The 19152-nt window shown below is 36.5% G+C and carries 22 protein-coding genes and 1 other annotated feature; of the genes, 12 read left to right on the plus strand and 10 right to left on the minus strand.

Annotation, left to right across the window (positions count from 1 at the left end):
* Nucleotides 1-25: 25 nt before the first annotated feature.
* From mscL to AC1Q8L_RS09230, 3 genes are all read right to left on the minus strand, one after another.
* A complete protein-coding gene (mscL, locus tag AC1Q8L_RS09220) occupies nucleotides 26-424 on the minus strand; it encodes a large-conductance mechanosensitive channel protein MscL (RefSeq protein ID WP_000267003.1) in 399 nt (132 codons plus the stop codon).
* 128 nt (nucleotides 425-552) lie between these two features.
* A complete protein-coding gene (locus AC1Q8L_RS09225) occupies nucleotides 553-1479 on the minus strand; it encodes a Gfo/Idh/MocA family protein (RefSeq protein ID WP_001039712.1) in 927 nt (308 codons plus the stop codon).
* A gap of 79 nt (nucleotides 1480-1558) precedes the next feature.
* Entirely contained in the window at nucleotides 1559-2239 is a 681-nt protein-coding gene (locus AC1Q8L_RS09230) for an ankyrin repeat domain-containing protein (RefSeq protein WP_000474108.1), read from the minus strand.
* Nucleotides 2240-2388: 149 nt separating this feature from the next.
* Between AC1Q8L_RS09230 and AC1Q8L_RS09235 the strand changes: the two genes are divergently transcribed.
* From AC1Q8L_RS09235 to AC1Q8L_RS09245, 3 genes are all read left to right on the plus strand, one after another.
* Entirely contained in the window at nucleotides 2389-3843 is a 1455-nt protein-coding gene (locus AC1Q8L_RS09235; RefSeq protein WP_000023857.1) for a HAMP domain-containing sensor histidine kinase, read from the plus strand.
* Nucleotide 3844: 1 nt separating this feature from the next.
* A complete protein-coding gene (locus tag AC1Q8L_RS09240) occupies nucleotides 3845-4534 on the plus strand; it encodes a response regulator transcription factor (RefSeq protein ID WP_003271808.1) in 690 nt (229 codons plus the stop codon).
* A gap of 120 nt (nucleotides 4535-4654) precedes the next feature.
* Nucleotides 4655-4942, plus strand: a complete 288-nt coding sequence (locus AC1Q8L_RS09245; RefSeq protein ID WP_098311925.1) for a hypothetical protein — start codon at nucleotides 4655-4657, stop codon at nucleotides 4940-4942.
* A 66-nt stretch (nucleotides 4943-5008) separates the two neighbouring features.
* Here the strand turns inward: AC1Q8L_RS09245 and AC1Q8L_RS09250 are convergent, their stop codons facing one another.
* The 4 genes from AC1Q8L_RS09250 to acuA form a co-directional block, all read right to left on the minus strand.
* Entirely contained in the window at nucleotides 5009-5884 is an 876-nt protein-coding gene (locus AC1Q8L_RS09250; protein ID WP_115609912.1) for an alpha/beta fold hydrolase, read from the minus strand.
* A 156-nt stretch (nucleotides 5885-6040) separates the two neighbouring features.
* Nucleotides 6041-7207 carry an acetoin utilization protein AcuC gene (acuC, locus tag AC1Q8L_RS09255; protein WP_000092833.1) on the minus strand — a complete coding sequence of 389 codons (1167 nt, stop codon included), beginning with the start codon at nucleotides 7205-7207 and terminating at the stop codon, nucleotides 6041-6043.
* Entirely contained in the window at nucleotides 7204-7848 is a 645-nt protein-coding gene (locus tag AC1Q8L_RS09260; protein ID WP_000634583.1) for an acetoin utilization AcuB family protein, read from the minus strand. Before AC1Q8L_RS09260 ends, acuC begins: the two co-directional genes overlap by 4 nt.
* A 17-nt stretch (nucleotides 7849-7865) precedes the next feature.
* Nucleotides 7866-8498 carry an acetoin utilization protein acetyltransferase AcuA gene (acuA, locus tag AC1Q8L_RS09265; protein ID WP_000581393.1) on the minus strand — a complete coding sequence of 211 codons (633 nt, stop codon included), beginning with the start codon at nucleotides 8496-8498 and terminating at the stop codon, nucleotides 7866-7868.
* Between the two features lie 176 nt (nucleotides 8499-8674).
* On the opposite strand from acuA, the gene acsA reads away from it, so the two are divergent.
* The 7 genes from acsA (at nucleotide 8675) to AC1Q8L_RS09300 (ending at nucleotide 14196) form a co-directional block, all read left to right on the plus strand.
* Entirely contained in the window at nucleotides 8675-10393 is a 1719-nt protein-coding gene (gene acsA / locus AC1Q8L_RS09270; protein ID WP_000862059.1) for an acetate--CoA ligase, read from the plus strand.
* 80 nt (nucleotides 10394-10473) lie between these two features.
* On the plus strand, nucleotides 10474-11034 hold the full coding sequence (locus AC1Q8L_RS09275) for a maltose acetyltransferase domain-containing protein (RefSeq protein ID WP_002026426.1): 561 nt from the start codon (nucleotides 10474-10476) through the stop codon (nucleotides 11032-11034).
* A gap of 66 nt (nucleotides 11035-11100) precedes the next feature.
* Nucleotides 11101-11556 carry a hypothetical protein gene (locus AC1Q8L_RS09280; protein WP_000066429.1) on the plus strand — a complete coding sequence of 152 codons (456 nt, stop codon included), beginning with the start codon at nucleotides 11101-11103 and terminating at the stop codon, nucleotides 11554-11556.
* Complete coding sequence (locus AC1Q8L_RS09285; protein WP_000057198.1) at nucleotides 11537-12082, plus strand: RNA polymerase sigma factor; 546 nt, start codon at nucleotides 11537-11539, stop codon at nucleotides 12080-12082. Before AC1Q8L_RS09280 ends, AC1Q8L_RS09285 begins: the two co-directional genes overlap by 20 nt.
* The gene (locus AC1Q8L_RS09290; RefSeq protein WP_001293784.1) at nucleotides 12063-12308 is read left to right on the plus strand and encodes a hypothetical protein; all 246 of its coding nucleotides are present in this window, start codon (nucleotides 12063-12065) and stop codon (nucleotides 12306-12308) included. The genes AC1Q8L_RS09285 and AC1Q8L_RS09290 overlap by 20 nt, the downstream gene beginning before the upstream one ends.
* A 77-nt stretch (nucleotides 12309-12385) precedes the next feature.
* Nucleotides 12386-12613 (plus strand) — a binding site (T-box leader).
* A 70-nt stretch (nucleotides 12614-12683) separates the two neighbouring features.
* The gene (gene tyrS / locus AC1Q8L_RS09295) at nucleotides 12684-13940 is read left to right on the plus strand and encodes a tyrosine--tRNA ligase (RefSeq protein ID WP_000512081.1); all 1257 of its coding nucleotides are present in this window, start codon (nucleotides 12684-12686) and stop codon (nucleotides 13938-13940) included.
* A gap of 127 nt (nucleotides 13941-14067) precedes the next feature.
* Nucleotides 14068-14196 carry a hypothetical protein gene (locus tag AC1Q8L_RS09300; protein WP_000050940.1) on the plus strand — a complete coding sequence of 43 codons (129 nt, stop codon included), beginning with the start codon at nucleotides 14068-14070 and terminating at the stop codon, nucleotides 14194-14196.
* 87 nt (nucleotides 14197-14283) lie between these two features.
* Here the strand turns inward: AC1Q8L_RS09300 and AC1Q8L_RS09305 are convergent, their stop codons facing one another.
* On the minus strand, nucleotides 14284-15432 hold the full coding sequence (locus AC1Q8L_RS09305) for a type I restriction endonuclease (protein WP_098311924.1): 1149 nt from the start codon (nucleotides 15430-15432) through the stop codon (nucleotides 14284-14286).
* A gap of 212 nt (nucleotides 15433-15644) precedes the next feature.
* The gene (rpsD, locus tag AC1Q8L_RS09310) at nucleotides 15645-16247 is read right to left on the minus strand and encodes a 30S ribosomal protein S4 (protein WP_000135315.1); all 603 of its coding nucleotides are present in this window, start codon (nucleotides 16245-16247) and stop codon (nucleotides 15645-15647) included.
* Nucleotides 16248-16647: 400 nt separating this feature from the next.
* Here rpsD and megL point away from each other — a divergent pair, with 400 nt between their 5' ends.
* The gene (gene megL, locus AC1Q8L_RS09315) at nucleotides 16648-17823 is read left to right on the plus strand and encodes a methionine gamma-lyase (RefSeq protein ID WP_000726576.1); all 1176 of its coding nucleotides are present in this window, start codon (nucleotides 16648-16650) and stop codon (nucleotides 17821-17823) included.
* Between the two features lie 62 nt (nucleotides 17824-17885).
* Here the strand turns inward: megL and AC1Q8L_RS09320 are convergent, their stop codons facing one another.
* Nucleotides 17886-18365, minus strand: a complete 480-nt coding sequence (locus tag AC1Q8L_RS09320) for a GAF domain-containing protein (protein ID WP_000494338.1) — start codon at nucleotides 18363-18365, stop codon at nucleotides 17886-17888.
* A gap of 147 nt (nucleotides 18366-18512) precedes the next feature.
* Here AC1Q8L_RS09320 and refZ point away from each other — a divergent pair, with 147 nt between their 5' ends.
* Nucleotides 18513-19151, plus strand: a complete 639-nt coding sequence (refZ, locus tag AC1Q8L_RS09325) for a forespore capture DNA-binding protein RefZ (protein WP_000814914.1) — start codon at nucleotides 18513-18515, stop codon at nucleotides 19149-19151.
* The last annotated feature ends 1 nt before the right edge of the window (nucleotide 19152 follow it).

The raw sequence follows: 19152 nt of genomic DNA on the forward strand, positions 1-19152 counted from the left end.
GGGACATGCCTTTTTATCCGTTCAATTATGCTCTATCTTTAGAAGAGTTTTGCTGTTTTAGTAAGTCGCGAATTTCGCCAAGAAGTTCTTCTTCTTTTGTTGGTTCTGGAAGTTCTTCCTCTTTTTCTTCTTCTCTTTTAGATGTTAGTTTGTTGAAAACTTTAACAAACATAAAGATAGCAGCTGCAATAATTAAGAAATCAAAAATAGTTTGGATGAAGTTACCATACATAATAGATGATTTACCGAATGTAATTTTTAAATCTGTAAAGTCAACGCCACCTAATACCATACCAAGTAATGGTGTGATGATATCTTTTACTAAAGAACTAACGATTTTACCGAATGCAGCACCGATTACAACCCCGACAGCTAAATCGATTACATTACCTTTGAATGCGAATTTTTTAAACTCGTTCCACATGTGTTAATCCCATCCTTTCCACGATTCAATATGAAATTTATAATTCCTATCAACATATTCTATAGAAATTTACGAGAGAAATAAAGAGGAAATGGGAATGAAAGTAAATTCTGAAAAATGTATCCGTTTTACATTTTGTTTACATCATCTAGTAAAGATTGTAGCATTTGCTGAGTTTTTAATCCTTCTAATCCATCTACAACAGGCTTTGTATCGCCTTGTACACACTCAATAAAATGATGAACAGCATCTTCAAAACCACGTTGTTTTAACGTCGTATCCCATGATGGGGAACCACTTTGTGAAACTGAGTTTTCCTGTTCAATTTCAAATGTATTCATATTTTTTACGCGAATGATTTTCCCTGGCGTTACAAGTTCAATTTGTTCTAAATTTGTACCGGCATGGCGATGCATTGCAGTAGAAAGTAACAGTCCACTTGGAGTTGTATATGTATGATGTCCGTAAAGAAGTTCATTCTTTTCATTGATTTGCATCATATTGTGAACGACGTTAAGGTCATTATTAGCTAACCAGCGAGCTGTATCTACAATGTGTAAATAATCATCTAACATAGTGAAATCGTACGTATATGGCCCGACTTTATTTGTGCGATGCTTTTCAATTCGAATCCATGAAATATCATTAGCCTGTTCTTTGGCAGCGACATACATAGGAACGAATCTGCGATTAAATCCGACCATTAATTTTCGGTTGTATTTCTCGCTCAACTCGACTAGTTGCTCAGCTTGTTCCACTGTAGCTGCTAGCGGCTTATCAACATAAACGTCGATCCCTTTTTTCAGAAGTTCAGAAACGATTTCATAATGTGATGCAGTTGAACTATGCACGAAGATTGCATCGCATTCCGAAGCTAACATTTCAATAGAATGAAAGTCTTGAATCCGGTATTGCTGGCAAACTTGTTTTCTTTTCTCCTCGTTAGGTGTAAACGCCCCTACAAAGTTCCAATCTGTTTCTTTTGTAAGTGTTGGAAGATAGGCCTTTTGCGCAATACTTCCAAGTCCAATCATCCCAATTTTAGGTTTGTTCATTTTTAATCCCACCCTATTAATATTAATGTAACGGCTTAAATGTAGCATAGGGTGGGGGAGGAAGGCAAAAATTAGCTTTTTACTTACGGCCTTCTAACAAAATCTTCTCTATCTCTTCAAAGTGATAAGTGCGAGCATGCTCTAGCGGGGTAACACCATCATTGTCTGGAATATTTACATCTGCACCGTGCTCAATAAGAAGGCGAATGACTTGTTGCTGTGTTTCGTTTCCGTTACTTAGTACGATGGCTTCCATTAAAGCTGTCCATCCCAGGTTATTTACATGATTTACATCAATATTTGTTCGAGTGAGGAGTTCTTTTATAACGTCAATATAGCCCTGTTCTGAGGCTGGGATAAGAGCTGTTCCGCCGTAACGATTTGTAATCGTAGGATCTGCACCAGCATCAATTGTTAATTTTAAAATGTCTAAGTAACCTTCCGCACCGGCGTATAGAAAGGGATTATTTTTCATGTCATCTTGGATATTTACGTCAGCACCAGCTTCGATAAGTGCCTTTGTGGTTTTTACATCATTTTTGTATGTAGCAATCATAAGCGGAGTGCGTCCTTGATTATCCGTCGCATTTATATTTGCGCCTTGTTTTAGTAAAGATATAACAGTATTCGTTTCATTTTTTTCAGTAGCTGCTAGTAGTGCAGTCTCCATGTTTATCATCTCCTTTTTTACTTCTTGTTCTTGCGAGCATCCTTGTAAAAAAATTACGCAACATATCATACTGAATGTTTTTTTGAACATGGAATTTCAACCTCCTAATTTCAACTGTAAAATAGGAACATTAAATTTTTATAAACTGATGCTAAAATTACTATAAAATCGCTTGAGTATTTGAACATATATTTTTATGCTTATGAATATGAAGGATGGGTAAAGTGAGGATGTAAATGATGTCTATTAAAACAAGGTTTTTATTTTCTTATATTGCTGTAATTCTCGTTTCTATTACGCTCATATTAGTCGCGGGATTTTTAATTGTTTTTTCGATAACAGGTGACTTGGAAGCAGTGAAAAATTTCTATAAAAGTTCTTACATTCAAAAGCCGCTTACACCAGAAGAAGAGAATGCCTATCTTGAATTAAAATTAGCGGCAAAGCAACATCAATCTCAATTATTAGATGAATCGTTCGTTTCATCAATTGAAAAAGAAGGCGTGAAAATAATTGTAAGAAAGGGAGAAAACATTTCTTATGCTACAAAGGGTTTTGAAAGTTCGACTTTAACAGAAGCCCTTCCGAAATTTGAAGCAGCAAATATTAATAGTCGTGGTACAACGGAACTAGGTGATACATTTTATCGATATGTAAAATTTGATTTTTATTTTGCAGAGAAAGAAGAAGGGAGTATATTTGTACTAAAAAAGCAAAGTTCATTTGTAGACCTTACACAAAAATTATTTCCAATCTTATTCGTATCGCTTTTACTATTAGCTATTTTACTTATTGGGTTATTAAGTTATCTCGTTTCAAGAAGTGTAATAAAACCAATTTTTGTATTGAAAGGCGCAACAGAGAAAATTAAAGAAGGAAATTTAGATTTTCAAATGCCAGTTACATCGCACGATGAAATAGGTCAATTAAATCAAGGATTTGAGGAAATGAGGAAGAAGTTAAAAGAATCGATTGAAGTACAAACGCAGTATGAAGAAAATCGAAAAGAACTTATTTCAAACATATCGCATGATTTAAAAACACCGATTACATCTATTATCGGATATGTAGAGGGAATAAAGGACGGGGTAGCAAATACGCCAGAAAAAATGGATAAGTATTTAACGACAATTCACACGAAGGCAAAACATATGGACACACTCATTGATGAACTCTTTTTGTTTTCGAAGCTCGATTTGAATCGAGTTCCATTCCAATTTGAGACAGTTGAATTAAATACGTTTATGCAAGAATTAATAGAAGAGATGCAGATGGATTTAAGTGAAGAAGGTATAGAAGTTAACTTACAATTACATTCATCGCCATTATATGTAACGGCTGATTGCGAAAAGATAAATAGAGTTATATCAAATTTAATTCATAATAGTGTGAAGTACATGGATAAAGAAGAGAAGAAAATTACTGTAACAGTATCGAGTGATAACAATAAAGTTATTGTGAAAGTGATGGACAATGGATCAGGTATAGAATCTGATACGCTACCGTATATCTTTGAACGTTTTTATCGTGCAGAACAATCGCGAAATTCTAGCACAGGTGGAAGTGGACTTGGTTTAGCGATAGCGAAGCAAATTGTTGAAGAACATGGCGGGGAAATTTGGGCGGAAAGCGAGCTTGGTAAAGGCACAAGCATTTTCTTCTCATTGGAAAAAGTAGAGGAATGTGGTGAGTAAATTGAAAAGAATTTTACTAATAGAAGATGAAGTAAGTATTGCAGAATTACAGCGAGATTATTTAGAAATTAATGATTTCCAAGTTGATGTAGAGCATTCAGGAGAAACAGGTTTACAAATAGCACTGCAAGAAGAATATGATTTAATTATTTTAGATATTATGCTCCCGAAAATGAACGGATTCGAAATTTGTAAACAAATACGTGCTGTAAAAGATATTCCGATTCTACTTGTTTCAGCAAAAAAAGAAGATATAGATAAAATTCGCGGACTCGGATTAGGAGCGGATGATTATATAACGAAACCGTTTAGTCCAAGCGAATTAGTTGCAAGAGTAAAAGCACATATTGCCCGTTATGAAAGATTATCAGGAAATGTAAGTAAGCAACGTGATACGTTATATATTCACGGAATTTCTATCGATCAACGAGCGAGGAAAGTTTTTATAAACAATGAAGAAGTGGCATTTACAACGAAGGAATTTGATTTATTAACATTCTTTGTAACACATCCAAACCAAGTATTAAATAAAGAACAGTTATTTGAACGCATTTGGGGATTAGATTCCGCTGGTGATTTAGCCACTGTTGTCGTCCACATTAGAAAGCTACGTGAAAAAATTGAAAGAGATCCTGCCCACCCGCAATATATTGAAACAGTATGGGGAGCTGGTTATCGTTTTAATGTATAGGGAACCTGTCAAAGTTTTGGCAGGTCTTTTTGTATGTGATCAAAAGGGGGTAATAGGTAATTTATGTTAAAATATAAAGAGAGATAAAACATAGGAGAGAGTGAGAGGGCGTGCTACATTTTGGGGGATACATTAAAAGATAATAAATCAAACAAGGTTTTAAAGATTGTAACTAATATCGTACTTATCTTATTAATTATTGGTGCAATACAAATGTTTTATGATGAAGATTCTACGAATGATCATTTCGGTTGGTTATTTATGATGGTCTTTTTTGCAATTGAAATAATTTCTAGTTTTATGATAAGTTTAAAAGAAGGAGATAAAAAGTCAGTATTTATTGATTTAGGTTTAGTGATTTTCTCTGTTCTTTTTTTGGTTGTTACTAGTGTGAAATATTTCTTTTGAAAAAGCTCATAGCCTTATAGAGGCTGTGAGCTTTTTGTTGGAAAATTAGCTTGCGACCTTAACATACTATTTTAGAGTTCCTTGTTGCAATGATTTATAAAATGTTTGAGTAGTAGAAGTAAACTGAGTAGCCTCTTCTAAAAAAGGATAATGGTTGCTGTTTTCAAATGGAATGAAGATAGAATTACGTATCCCATCATGCATCTTGATAGAATACTGAATTGGGCACTGTACATCATATCTTCCGCATATAATAAGTGTCTTTGTTTGGATGGAAGGTAAATACTCTCTTAAATCAAATGAAGGATATTCATTGACGAAAGCATTCATCCGGCTAACGGACATTGTTTTTTTAATTGGTTTACAAAAATAAGAGTTGTAGTTTTCTGGTTTATACAATGATAATTTTGTTCTCTTAGTAGATAGTTTTTTCCGTCCTTCACTTGTAAGGTGAGGGCTTTTTAAGTTTTCGATGAGCTCTTGCATATAATGAAATTGTGAATGTTCGGGATGATAAATGCAAAATGGTGTTTCGGTATAGTTACTTGCTGCAGCTCCTGCTACGACTAATGATTGTAAGGAATTTGTATATGTAATCGCATATAAAAGTCCAAGCATACCACCTGTTGAATGACCAGCGAAATGCCATGTTGGAAGTTGTAATGCTTCTCGTATTGCTTCTAAGTCGTGGATTGTTTCAATCATGCTTAATTCGTTTTCTGAATGGGCGGTTACAGAGCGACCAGTATCTCGTAAATTAATGAGAAATACACGATGCGTAGCAGTAAAAACATCCGCAAAGTAATCACCAGTTTCATTAAATTGTGAATAGTGATGTGTAATACAAAGCGATTCGCCATCTCCTTTTGTAAAGAATTCAAATGTACCACGTTTCGTGTGGATTATTTGTCGTTTCCACATAATATCACTACCTTTTCTCATAAAAGTTGGGCCAGGCTGTTATGAAATTAAAATATATCGGCGCATCTCGAAATATATCAGCGATTATTAAAATATATCGACTTACCGACAGAAACCGACAATAATAGCCAAGCTATAAATAAAAGGAGGCTATTCAAAAACGAGCCTCCTTTTCGTTTAGTATAAAGATTTTGTCATATTATTCCGAATAATTTCAAGGGATTTCGCTACAGTTAATGCGTTTTTTTCTTCTATTTCTGGTTTACGGGGGATAGGTTTATACATGTTGTCTGGATCTTCCCATGTGAGGGGAAGTTCTGTTTCTGCTTGTCCTTTCCAAGCTTCAATCCATTCTGGAGGGAGATAACCTGAGATGTTTTGGATGTTGTTCATTTCGAGCCAAATGAGCGCCCATGCTCTTGGTACGACGCGCCAGTGGTCATAGCCGCCACCGCCGACAGCGATCCAGCGACCGTCGCAATATTCATTAGCAATTTCACGAGCAAGCTTCGGTATTTCGCGGTAAATATTCATTGTCGCACAAAGATGTGTAAGTGGGTCGTAGTAATGTGCGTCAGCACCATTTTGCGTTAAAATAATATCCGGTTTAAAGTACGCTGCAACTTCTTTTACAACAGTTCGATATGATTCTAAGAACGATTCATCTTCTGTAAAAGCATCGAGAGGAACATTAAAAGAATAACTATAACCATTACCTTGTCCGCGTTCGTTTACAGCGCCAGTTCCAGGGAATAAATAGCGACCAGTTTCATGTAATGAAATGGTGCATACGTTAGGGTCATCGTAAAAGGACCACTGTACACCATCACCGTGATGAGCGTCTGTATCAATATATAAGACGCGTAAACCGTATTTCTTTTGAATATATTTCATTGCGATAGAACTGTCGTTATAAATACAAAAGCCAGATGCTTTGCCGCGAAAGCCGTGATGTAGGCCGCCACCTAAATTGAGAGCGTGTTTTACTTTCCCAGAAAGAACAGCATCGACAGCTGTTAATGTACCGCCAACGAGCAATGCGCTTGCTTCGTGCATATTTGGGAACATCGGTGTATCTTCTGTTCCGAGTCCGTAGGTCATTGCAATTGATTTTTCTAACTTTCCTTCTCCAGCACGTTTTACCGCATTTATGTACTCCTCTGTATGAACGTAGGCAATCTCTTCATCTGTAGCCATCCGTGGTGTGATGATTTGGGAAGGAGAGATGAAACCGCCCTTTTGTAATAAATCATACGTAAGTGTGACGCGCAGTTGGTTAAAAGGATGATCAGGGCTAAATGAATAGCCCCGAAAGTCATCCGAATAAATAAACGCGCTACTCATGCTTGCATCCCCATGATGTTTGGCCATAATACGCGGTAGCCTTCTGCTTCAAGTGCATCAATCACTTTTAGAGGATTCATCGTTTGAATGCGGAAAACGAGTACTTTATCATTCTCATCTTTTGCTGGATAGACGAGAACGCTCACGATATTTATTTGTAAATCACTAAAAATAGCAACGACTTTTCCAAGAATACCAGGTTCATTTTTTACTTGAATTTCAATTTGTGAACTTGGTTGATGTGCTCCTGTTAATTTCACTAACGTGTGCAGTACTGTAGATTCTGAGATGATACCAACTAACTTACCAGCCTTTGTAACAGGAAGGCAACCAATTTTATTTTCAAAAAATAAAGTAGCAATTTCCTCAACGAAATCGAGAGGATGACAAGTCATAACAGGATGTTTCATAATAAGTTCAAGCGGTTGCTGTAGCATATCGAGTGAAACTTGTTCATCTAGAATAGACGGACTTGCATCTCTTACATCCCGATCAGAAATAATGCCTACGACGTGATTATTTTGATCGACAATTGGAATGTGCCGAATGCCTTTCGTGCGTATCGTTCGGATTGCTGTTTCGATTGTATCGTTTGGATGTAGTGTAACTACATTTTGATTCATAATTTCTTCTACAATCATTCCAGTTGCCCCCTTTATTAATACATAAAACGATTGTGAAAACGTAGACGATCAAAAGCTTGAATAGAATCCGTATCAACACGTTTACCGATGCGGACCATTAAACAGTTGGCAGGATGTGAACAAATTTCAGGGTCGTCTGTAGCCATCCATTGTAACCCGCCGGCATTCATCATCTTCTCCATTACTTTTCGGTATTCCCACACATTCAATCCTGTTTGTTTCAAATCCCAGTGCCAATAATATTCAGTCGTCAATATAATGTAATCTTCCATATAATCGTCCATCATAGAAACCTCTAGTAAGTTCTTTCCGACAGAACTCCCTCGGAAGGCTGGGACTACTTCAATTGCCCCAAGCTCAATTAAGTTTTCCATTTTTCCTTCTGACCATCGTTCAAGTGGATCAGGATATAAGTATGTAACATATCCAACAATCATTTGGTCATGTCTAGCAATAATAAGTCGAGCTTCTGGTAATTTAGAAATTTCGACAATTGCTTTATATTGCTGTTCAGCAGGACGAAACGCAACTAAATCTGGATGAAATTCATACATTTCGAGATTATGTGTAGAGACAGGGCCTTCAATAATTAAAGTGCCTTTCGCTGTTTTTAAGTTTCTAGCATTGTATATTTTTTTATGAATCAATGTATTGCTCACCACCTTGAGGGTTTGTGAATCTATTAATATCGTACTTTATAATATATGCGATGTGAATCGAATTTTGTCATTAAAAATTTGTCTAAAAATCAACAAATATACTGAAAATTTTAAATAATATCATTATAATAGATAATAGAATACATAGGAGGGGGATGTAAAGTATGAAAGTAGAAACGCTTCCTGTCATTAAAGGAGAAAATAATTTGCCGAATTATGATGAGGCATACGCGAATTTTAACTGGGAAGAGGTTAATAAAAACTTTACTTGGAATGAAACAGGCCGAGTAAATATGGCGTATGAGGCAATTGATAAGCATGCGAAATCCAATCGAAAGAATAAAGTAGCCCTTTATTATCAAGATGGATCGCGAAAAGAGAAATATACATTTAAGGAAATGAAGGATTTTTCTAATAAAGCAGGAAACGTCCTGAAAAATTATGGCGATGTAGAAAAAGGCGATCGCGTTTTTATTTTTATGCCACGTTCTCCAGAGTTATATTTCGCACTTTTAGGTGCAGTGAAATTAGGAGCAATTGTTGGACCGCTATTTGAAGCATTTATGGAAGGCGCAGTTCGCGATCGTTTAGAAGATAGCGAAGCAAAGGTGTTAATTACAACGCCTGAATTGTTAGAGCGCGTACCATTAAATGATTTACCTGCTTTAAAAACAGTTTTCCTTGTTGGGGATAATGTAGAAGAAGGCGGTAAAACGGTAGCGTTCAATCCTTTATTTGAACAAGCTTCAAAAGAATTACATATCGAATGGTTAGGCCGTGAAGACGGTTTAATTCTTCACTATACGTCTGGTTCTACTGGTAAGCCAAAAGGTGTGCTTCATGCGCAAAACGCAATGGTTCAGCACTATCAAACGGCGAAATGGGTATTAGATTTAAAAGAAGATGACGTGTATTGGTGCACAGCTGACCCAGGCTGGGTAACGGGAACTGCTTACGGCATTTTCGCACCGTGGTTAGTCGGAGCATCAAATGTTATTTTAGGTGGACGCTTTAGTCCAGAAGCTTGGTATGAAGCACTGCAAGATTACGGTGTGACGGTTTGGTACAGCGCACCAACAGCGTTCCGTATGTTAATGGGAGCTGGACAAGACGCAATTAAAAAATATGACTTATCACAAGTTCGTCACGTATTAAGCGTTGGTGAACCGTTAAATCCAGAAGTAATTCGCTGGGGTATGAATGCATTTGGACTTCGTATTCATGATACGTGGTGGATGACAGAAACAGGTGGACAAGTTATTTGTAACTACCCTTGTATGGAAATCCGTCCAGGTTCAATGGGTAAACCAATTCCAGGTGTAAAAGCAGCGATTGTTGATAATGAAGGAAATGAAGTGCCTCCATACACAATGGGTAACTTAGCGATTGCGAAAGGTTGGCCATCTATGATGCGCGGGATCTGGAATAACCAGCAAAAGTATGAATCTTATTTCATGCCGGGAGATTGGTACGTATCAGGTGACTCTGCATATATGGATGAAGATGGATACTTCTGGTTCCAAGGACGTATTGATGATGTAATTATGACGTCAGGTGAGCGCGTTGGTCCGTTTGAAGTAGAAAGTAAATTAATCGAGCATGCTGCTGTTGCAGAAGCAGGTGTAATTGGTATTCCTGATCCAGTGCGCGGCGAAATTATTAAAGCATTTATCGCACTTCGAGCAGGATACGAACCATCTGATGAATTAAAAGAAGAAATTCGTCAATTTGTAAAGAAAGGTCTAGCAGCTCATGCGGCGCCACGACAAATTGAATTTAGAGATAAATTACCGAAAACGAGAAGTGGTAAAATTATGCGCCGCGTATTAAAAGCGTGGGAATTAAACTTACCAACAGGTGACTTATCAACGATGGAAGATTAAGAGAGAAAGGTCTGAACGAAAAATGTTCAGACCTTTTTTATGTTATTATTAACTTATATATATAAGTTAAAGGGGGGAGTATGATGAAAACAGAAAAAGAAAAGATGATACTAGGAGAAATGTACATACCGGCTGATCCAGTTTTAGTACAAGAAAGAGAGCAAGCACGTATATTAACGAGAAAATTAAATGATACGCCAGAAGAGCAATTAAAAGAGCGTAGCGAAATCGTAAAAGAATTATTTGGAACGACTGGAGATAACATTCATCTTGAATCTTCTTTTAGATGTGATTACGGCTATAACATTCATGTCGGTGAAAATTTTTACGCGAACTTTGACTGTACGATTTTAGACGTATGCCCGGTAACAATCGGAGTGAACTGTATGTTAGCTCCAGGTGTTCACATTTATACAGCAACGCACCCGCTTGATCCAGTAGAGCGTATAAGCGGATCAGAATACGGAAAACCAGTTACAATTGGCGATAACGTATGGATTGGCGGAAGAGCAATTATTAATCCAGGTGTAACAATTGGAGACAATGCGGTGATCGCATCTGGTGCTGTCGTAACGAAAGATGTGCCTAATAATGTAGTAGTTGGCGGGAATCCCGCAAAGATTATAAAAAAATTAAAATAATATTTGAACGAAGTGTCTTCCTCGTCTGTATACATTTATGAAAGAATAGATGAGGGAGGCTTTTATATGTCTAATAAATTACTTCTTGCTTTTGCTTTAATTGGAATTATAGTTGTATTTTCTTGTGGTCTTTTCTTACCGATACCAATTGGATATAGAGTATCAATGCTTACAGCTGGAGTTATAATGGGTGTTCTGTTTTCAATCATTATTCCATTTGATAGAAAACATATAGTACGGAAAAATGGATATAAAATTGATTTTACAAAAACAAAAGTGTATTTTCGCTGGAATGTATTTGACACTATTTCTGTCTGCCTTGCGTTGTATGCATGCATATGTGTGCAAGCGTTAAATACTTTAGTTGCAATGGGATTTACGATTCAAAACCCATATGTGCAATTTTTTACAAATCAATCACAATTGTGGATTTTTATTGCGATTGCATATTTAATTTCCCGTATTTCATTAACGTTAAAAGGAATAAAGGAGATCAAAAATCATGGCGCAGATTGGGATTGAGGAGGAGCTCATGCTTGCGTATCAAAGTGGAGATAAACAAGCGGGAGAAAGACTATATATTTTAATCAAACCAGCGCTATACACATTTTTATATCGATTTAACCGAGATGAACAATTAAGTATCGATCTTGTGCAAGATACGTTTTTGACGCTAGAGCGTAAGAAACATATGTATGAAATTGAAAAAGGTAAAATAAAAACGTATTTATTTCAAATTGGTTATCGTCTTATGATTAATAAATTAAATAGGAGAAAAAAGTGGCGTACGCTTTTGCCATTTTTAGTGCCGATTCCGGAAAAAGAATTTTCTCACGAAGATCGGCTCACAGTAAGAGAAGCAATTTTGAAAGTTCCAGAAGAGCAAAGAGCGGTCCTAATCCTTTCTTATTATCATGATATGCAGCAAAAAGAAATTGCAGAAATATTAAACATTCCGATTGGAACAGTGAAATCGAGACTTCATAATGGAATAAAGAAATTGAAACAATTGCTGGAGGTGGACGAAATTGAGCGAAAATCCCTTTAAGAGTGAATATAAGTTAAAGCAACATTTAGATAGTGATCATGTAGAAATACCAGACTTTCCAAAAACGGTAAGTCGATTCGATCGATTAATCGGGTTTCTTGGTTCCCCGGCGAAAGATCCTGTGGAGGCGACCATTGGGAATGATTTATCGGTTGTGTTTCATGTATCGTTGTTAGTTGGGGTTCCAATTCTTTCTCTTATTACGATACTCTTTGTGACGTTGTAAAGGATTGGAAAGAAGAGAAATTCCACCTCTATTTGACACGCCTATATAAATGATGGTATAAAGAAAAGTATATGAATAATTGAGCGTGGAAAGGGAGAAGTAGTGATCATTTCCCTGTTTTAGAGAGCTGATGGTCGGTGGAAATCAGCACATAGATGATCGCGAATTACGCCCCTAGAGCATCTTTTTTCGATTGAATTGTATTCAAAAGGGAAAAGACGGTGCTAAGCCGTTATGTAAATAAGGTGGTAGGCTTTTTGGCCTGCAACTAGGGTGGTAACGCGATAATCAAAATCGTCCCTTATTTGAAGGGGCGATTTTTTTATGTTTTCAACCTTCACGCCAGTAATGAACTTAAAGGAGAGTATGTAGGATATGGGTATTTTACAAGATCTTGAATTTCGCGGTCTAATTAATCAGCAAACAGATGCTGAGGGCCTTGAGCAATTATTAGAAAAAGAAAGCGTTAAATTATACTGTGGTTTCGATCCGACAGCAGATAGCTTACACATCGGTCATATGTTACCAGTATTAATGTTACGTCGTTTCCAATTAGCTGGTCACCAACCAATCGCACTTGTTGGTGGTGGTACTGGTATGATTGGTGACCCAAGTGGTAAAAAAGCAGAGCGTACATTAAATACGAAAGATACAGTTGCTTACTACACAGAAAGCATTAAAAACCAACTTTCAAACTTCTTAGAGTTCGAAAACGTGGACAACCCAGCAACAATGGCTAACAACTATGACTGGCTTGGTAACTTAGATGTAATTTCATTCTTACGCGATATCGGTAAAAACTTCGGTTTAAACTATATGTTAGCAAAAGATACAGTAGCATCTCGTTTAGAAACTGGTATTTCATTCACTGAGTTCAGTTACATGATTTTACAATCATACGACTTCTTAAACTTATACCAACACCATAATTGCCGTCTGCAAATCGGTGGTAGTGACCAATGGGGTAACATTACAGCTGGTCTTGAATTAATCCGTAAATCAGAGGAAGATGCGAAAGCATTCGGTTTAACAATTCCACTTGTTACTAAATCTGACGGTACGAAGTTTGGTAAAACAGAAGGTGGCGCAATTTGGTTAGACCCAGAGAAAACAACTCCTTACGAGTTCTACCAATTCTGGATTAACACAGATGACCGCGATGTTGTTAAATACTTAAAATACTTCACATTCTTATCTCATGAAGAAATTCTTGAGCTTGAAAAGCAAGTAGCTGAAGCGCCAGAAAAACGTGCAGCACAAAAAGCATTAGGTTCTGAAATGACAAAACTTGTTCACGGCGAAGAAGCATTAGAGCAAGCAATCAAAATTTCAGCTGCACTATTCAGCGGTTCTGTAGCAGAACTAACTGCAAGCGAAATTGAACAAGGATTCAAAGACGTACCATCTGTAGAACGTACTGCAGAAGATACAGTATTAATCGACTTACTTGTAGAAAGCAAAATCTCTCCATCAAAACGTCAAGCACGTGAAGATGTAACGAACGGCGCAATCTACGTAAACGGTGAGCGTACACAAGCGTTAGACTACGTTGTAACAGAAAACGACCGCATCGAAGGTAAATTTACAATCATTCGCCGCGGTAAGAAGAAATATTTCTTAATTCGTTACTAATAAATAAAAAGCTTTGGGGAAATTCCTCAAAGCTTTTTTGTTTTAATCTCCTTTTCGAGTTCATACGGAAATCACATGTAAGCGGTATGATAAATGTATAACAACTAGAAAGGAGTGGTAAAACAAAATGTCACTAGAAGCGCTCATTATTTTTTCTTTGCTAAATGCGGGTCAGCTTGCAGAGAATTCGAAGGTTGATATACATAAAGAGCAGAAAGATGCTTATGTATATGTTCAAAAAGAGGAAAATAAATAACTTTATTTTATATATAAACTTCAAAAGCCAATCCATTGGATTGGCTTTTTGTCAGGTTGTTGGAAAAAGAGCGTACATTTTTCTCTTTTAAACATTAGCTAAAATTTGATCATAGCACGAAGTAATAAGTGCTTCCAGATCTTTTAAGTCATTAACGTTATCAATAAAAATTCTACTCACTCCCTGTGATTTTGGGGCTTGTTCAACCACAAAATTAGGGCATAGCTGTTTAGTAGCTTCTAAATCGAGTCTTACAACTAAGGATTTTGCATCGCCATCAAGGAAGAGACGTATAAACCATTTTGTGATTACACGATTCATGATACAAAAATAACTAATGGTATCTTTATATTTGAGGTTACTGATATCTCTTTGATGCTCAGTTAAAATCTCTTTAACAATGTTAAATGCGGTTAGTTCATTTTCTGTAGTGAAAACTCTATCTGTTTTGTCTTCTTTGTTAATGTCTTCAATTATTTCAGTAGAAGCAGCTGCAACTAGGCTTGTTTCTATTTTCTCCGATGTTTTTGTTTCTTTTGGTGTTAAACCATCACTGATTATTTCTAATAGTGTTCGATTAATTGCTTTTTTAACGATTGGTCGGAATCGCTCTAAAACGTTATTTGTAATTCTAGTTGAGCTAAAGTCTCTAATTAGAAAACGAAGGAAGTCATCTGAAGGATTTTTAAATAGTTCTTTAATTGTAGAGTTTAAATTGGTCATATAAATAAGCTCTTCAGCATATTTTACGATTTCTTCAGCTTCAAAATTTTCTTTTGTAAAAGTTTCAATCGTTTCAATATCTAAATTGGTTAAATTATCCATACTGAATGTGAAGAAAGGTTTTTCATCCATCACATTGTCATTTGTTAAATCAGTATAAAACTTGTATTCTACACCATTAGTTAGTACCCCTACTTTGACATCAGGTAAGGCATTGAAATATCTAGATAGTTGCGCATCGTGTTTAAGGAGATTTTCTGTTACAGATTTTGCCTCGATTAAAATAATTGGAACCCCATTTTTAAAAACCGCATAATCGACTTTTTCTCCCTTCTTAGTTCCGAAGTCTGCAACATACTCAGGTCTAACTTCTAAAGGATTAAAAACGTCATAACCTAGTTTTTGAAGAAAAGGAATAATTAATGATTGCTTGGTCATTTCTTCATTAGTTATGTACTCTGTTCGTTCTAAAAGTTGGTTAGCTATTTTGTTTATGTCATTTCTGAATTCCATATCAATGTCTCCTCGTTATAAAGTTTAAAAATCTTTAATATTATTGTTATTCCGTGAAAATTCATAATATAACAGAGTTCTTTATGGAAACAGGGAGGTTATTCTTTTTGTTTTAGATGGGAGTATAGGGTATTGGGATTTTTATGTTATGTAGGATATAAAAATAATGGGGGAATTGAAAAAAGCCAATCCACAGGATTGGCTTTTTGTCATTAACGAGAGTAGAACTCTACGATTAATGCTTCGTTGATTTCAGCTGGTAACTCAGCACGCTCAGCGTGACGAGTGTAAGTAGCTTCTAATTTGTCAGCATCGAAAGTTAAGTATTCTGGTACGAAGTTGTTAACTTCGATCGCTTCTTTAACAACAACAAGGCTGTTAGATTTTTCGCGAACGCTGATAGTTTGACCAGGTTTTACACGGTAAGATGGGATATCTACGCGAGCGCCATCAACCATGATGTGACCGTGGTTTACTAATTGGCGAGCTGCACGACGAGTGCGAGCTAAGCCCATACGGTAAACTAAGTTGTCAAGACGAGCTTCAAGAAGGATCATGAAGTTTTCGCCGTGCTTACCAGGCATTTTACCTGCTTGGTCAAATGTGCGACGGAATTGACGCTCAGTCATGCCGTACATGTGACGAAGTTTTTGTTTCTCTTGTAATTGTAAACCGTATTCTGAAAGTTTCTTACGTTGGTTAGGACCGTGAGGACCTGGTGCGTAAGGGCGTTTTTCTAATTCTTTTCCTGTGCCGCTTAGAGAGATTCCAAGACGACGAGACAGTTTCCAAGCTGGACCTGTATAACGAGCCATAGTTGACTCCTCCTTTAAAAATGTTTTTATTTACGTAAAATAAAAACAGACGTAATCGATATTTACGGGCATTTTGTTTTCATGTACCTTCGCTCCAGCAGCAGGGAGTTACGAGATACACCTCCGTAGAGGAACAAAATACAAACGATAAACTCACATTACAAGGCTGCCTTTTTATTTTACACAAACGCTATTATATCTTTTACCCAGAGTTTCGTCAAGCGAGTACGTTTTTGTTTTATGCATATAAATTTTGGAAATTAATATAAGAAGGAATTTAAAACAATATAAAAGAAGAGATAGAAACACAAATAAAACGCTTACATAAAATGTAGTAAAAACGTTCATCAGTTTTTTACTGGTGAATATGCGGTAATAAAAACATAAAGGGGATGTTTTTATGAAAAAGAAGCATATGGAGACAGCGTTAATTCATCACGGTTATACACCTGAGGAACATAAAGGAAGTTTAACACCACCTTTATTTCAAACCTCTACGTTTACATTTGAGACTGCGCAGCAAGGAGAGGCGAGTTTTGCGGGAGTGGATCCATCTTATATTTACTCAAGGCTTGGAAATCCGACTGTGAAATTATTTGAAGAACGTATGGCGGTGTTAGAAGGAGGAGAAGAAGCACTTGCCTTCGGATCTGGTATGGCAGCTATTTCAGCAACTTTAATCGGTTTTTTAAAGGCTGGAGATCATATTATTTGTTCAAATGGATTATATGGGTGTACGTACGGTTTTTTAGAAGTGTTAGAAGAAAAATTTATGATTACGCATTCGTTTTGTGAGATGGAGACAGAGGTTGATATTGAAAATAAAATTCGTCCAAATACAAAGCTTATTTTCGTTGAAACACCGATTAATCCAACAATGAAATTAATCGATTTAAAACAAGTTATTCAGGTTGCGAAGCAAAATGGTTTACTTGTCATTGTTGATAATACGTTTTGTTCACCTTATTTACAAAGACCGCTTGAGCTTGGCTGTGACGCTGTTGTGCATAGTGCGACAAAATATATTGGTGGCCATGGTGACGTTGTAGCGGGTGTAACAATTTGTAAAACGAAAGCGTTAGCTGAAAAGATTCGCCCGATGCGAAAAGATATCGGCGGCATTATGGCGCCGTTTGATGCGTGGTTATTATTACGCGGGTTAAAGACGTTAGCGGTAAGAATGGATCGTCATTGTGATAATGCAGAAAAAATTGTATCGTTCTTAAGAAAACATGATGCGGTAGAAGGTGTTTGGTATCCAGAAGGGGAATTAGCATCTCGTCAAATGAAGCGCGGGGGCGGTGTTATTTCTTTTTCAGTAAAAGGCGGAAAAGAAGAGACGCAAGCATTTATTAATGACCTCCACTTTATTACAATTGCGGTGAGTTTAGGAGATACAGAAACGTTAATTCAGCATCCAGCAACGATGACGCACGCTGCGATTCCAGCTGAACTAAGAAAAGAAATGGGCATTTTCGATAATTTAATACGCTTATCGGTTGGTTTAGAATCTTGGGAGGATATCGTTTCTGATTTAGAGCAAGCATTAAAGAAAATATCTACTGTTAATCAATAAAAAAAGAGTGAGCTATCGGTTTTGTACAGGACGTACTAAATCGATAACTCGCTCTTTTCTTTTTACATATGTTTTAGGAGTGTTTCCACAAACTTTTCTAAATAGCACTGATCTACTTCATCAAAACGATTCTTTTCAGGACTATCAATGTCAAGTACACCAATGACAGCTCCTTCTTTCACAATCGGTACAACGATTTCTGAATTAGAAGCACTATCGCAAGCGATGTGACCTGGGAATTGGTGAACGTCCGCTACAAGCTGCGTTGTTTTCGTTTCAGCTGCTACGCCGCAAACGCCTCGTCCAAATGGAATGCGTACGCAAGCAGGCATTCCTTGGAACGGTCCAAGGACAAGCTGATTTCCTTCTGTTACGTAAAAGCCAACCCAATTAACGCGATCTAAAAATTGGTTTAATAATGCGGACGCATTTGATAAGTTTGCGACTACGTTTGATTCGCCAGTTAATAACGCATCCAGTTGTTTAATTACTGTCTCATATTGCTGCACGCGAGATCCTGCATAACTTTCTTTAGTAAACATGGAAACAGCTCCTTTTTTATCGAGATGTGTAAAATATTAGCAAAATACGATGTATTTCACATGACTTTGTCGATAGAAAATTAAAGGAATTTGTCTTAAAAGTCAAGAAATTTAAACTATAGCTGTTCATTGAGAGGAAGTGAGCGCATGAAGCAGACGAAACAAAAAGTAATTGATGCGGCAATATCGTTGTTTAATACGAAAGGTTATGATGGAACGTCGGTGCGAGACATTGCAAAGCGAGCGGATGTGAATGTAGCGAATATTTCATATTATTTTGCTGGGAAGCAAGGTTTATTAGAACAGCTTATTACTGATTTTTTAGAAGGGTATATTCATGTGATTGAAATTTCGTTTGAACAGAGAGAGTATTTGTCGGCTAAAGATGTGATGGTGCAAATGGTGCGTGGGATGTTACGATATCAATTTGAAAATAGAGAACTAACACGTTTCTTCTACCGAGAGCTTTCGCTTGATACGACATTAATTCGTGAAGTGATGACCGTTTATTTTTCTAAAGAAAGATATTATATAGAGCAAATTATTAGACAAGGACAAATGAAACAAGAATTTCAGAAAGTATCATTTACAATGTTTATGACGCAATTAAAAGGTATGATAAATATGCCGTTTTTATATCCACAATATATATCAGAAGTACTGCATTCTTTCCCGTCTGAGACATTTTTCATAGAAATGTATACGAAAGAGATTGAGCAATGGATGGAACAAGCGTTATGTAAAGCAAATATGTACCATGAATGGCCAAGAGCTGTTCATATGTGAA

This window comes from Bacillus sp. GW823-FHT06A11 (assembly GCF_058795355.1).

What these genes read in the sequence shown, in the direction of transcription:
- AC1Q8L_RS09225 (WP_001039712.1), bottom strand. Translation starts at nt 1,479, where the DNA reads ATGAACAAACCTAAAATTGGGATGATTGGACTTGGAAGTATTGCGCAA.
- AC1Q8L_RS09285 (WP_000057198.1), top strand. Translation starts at nt 11,537, where the DNA reads ATGGCGCAGATTGGGATTGAGGAGGAGCTCATGCTTGCGTATCAAAGT.
- acsA (WP_000862059.1), top strand. Translation starts at nt 8,675, where the DNA reads ATGAAAGTAGAAACGCTTCCTGTCATTAAAGGAGAAAATAATTTGCCG.
- mscL (WP_000267003.1), bottom strand. Translation starts at nt 424, where the DNA reads ATGTGGAACGAGTTTAAAAAATTCGCATTCAAAGGTAATGTAATCGAT.
- AC1Q8L_RS09260 (WP_000634583.1), bottom strand. Translation starts at nt 7,848, where the DNA reads ATGATTGTAGAAGAAATTATGAATCAAAATGTAGTTACACTACATCCA.
- acuC (WP_000092833.1), bottom strand. Translation starts at nt 7,207, where the DNA reads ATGAGTAGCGCGTTTATTTATTCGGATGACTTTCGGGGCTATTCATTT.
- megL (WP_000726576.1), top strand. Translation starts at nt 16,648, where the DNA reads ATGAAAAAGAAGCATATGGAGACAGCGTTAATTCATCACGGTTATACA.
- AC1Q8L_RS09280 (WP_000066429.1), top strand. Translation starts at nt 11,101, where the DNA reads ATGTCTAATAAATTACTTCTTGCTTTTGCTTTAATTGGAATTATAGTT.
- AC1Q8L_RS09275 (WP_002026426.1), top strand. Translation starts at nt 10,474, where the DNA reads ATGATGAAAACAGAAAAAGAAAAGATGATACTAGGAGAAATGTACATA.
- AC1Q8L_RS09235 (WP_000023857.1), top strand. Translation starts at nt 2,389, where the DNA reads ATGTCTATTAAAACAAGGTTTTTATTTTCTTATATTGCTGTAATTCTC.
- AC1Q8L_RS09300 (WP_000050940.1), top strand. Translation starts at nt 14,068, where the DNA reads ATGTCACTAGAAGCGCTCATTATTTTTTCTTTGCTAAATGCGGGTCAG.
- AC1Q8L_RS09230 (WP_000474108.1), bottom strand. Translation starts at nt 2,239, where the DNA reads ATGTTCAAAAAAACATTCAGTATGATATGTTGCGTAATTTTTTTACAA.
- AC1Q8L_RS09305 (WP_098311924.1), bottom strand. Translation starts at nt 15,432, where the DNA reads ATGGAATTCAGAAATGACATAAACAAAATAGCTAACCAACTTTTAGAA.
- AC1Q8L_RS09320 (WP_000494338.1), bottom strand. Translation starts at nt 18,365, where the DNA reads ATGTTTACTAAAGAAAGTTATGCAGGATCTCGCGTGCAGCAATATGAG.
- AC1Q8L_RS09250 (WP_115609912.1), bottom strand. Translation starts at nt 5,884, where the DNA reads ATGAGAAAAGGTAGTGATATTATGTGGAAACGACAAATAATCCACACG.
- refZ (WP_000814914.1), top strand. Translation starts at nt 18,513, where the DNA reads ATGAAGCAGACGAAACAAAAAGTAATTGATGCGGCAATATCGTTGTTT.
- rpsD (WP_000135315.1), bottom strand. Translation starts at nt 16,247, where the DNA reads ATGGCTCGTTATACAGGTCCAGCTTGGAAACTGTCTCGTCGTCTTGGA.
- tyrS (WP_000512081.1), top strand. Translation starts at nt 12,684, where the DNA reads ATGGGTATTTTACAAGATCTTGAATTTCGCGGTCTAATTAATCAGCAA.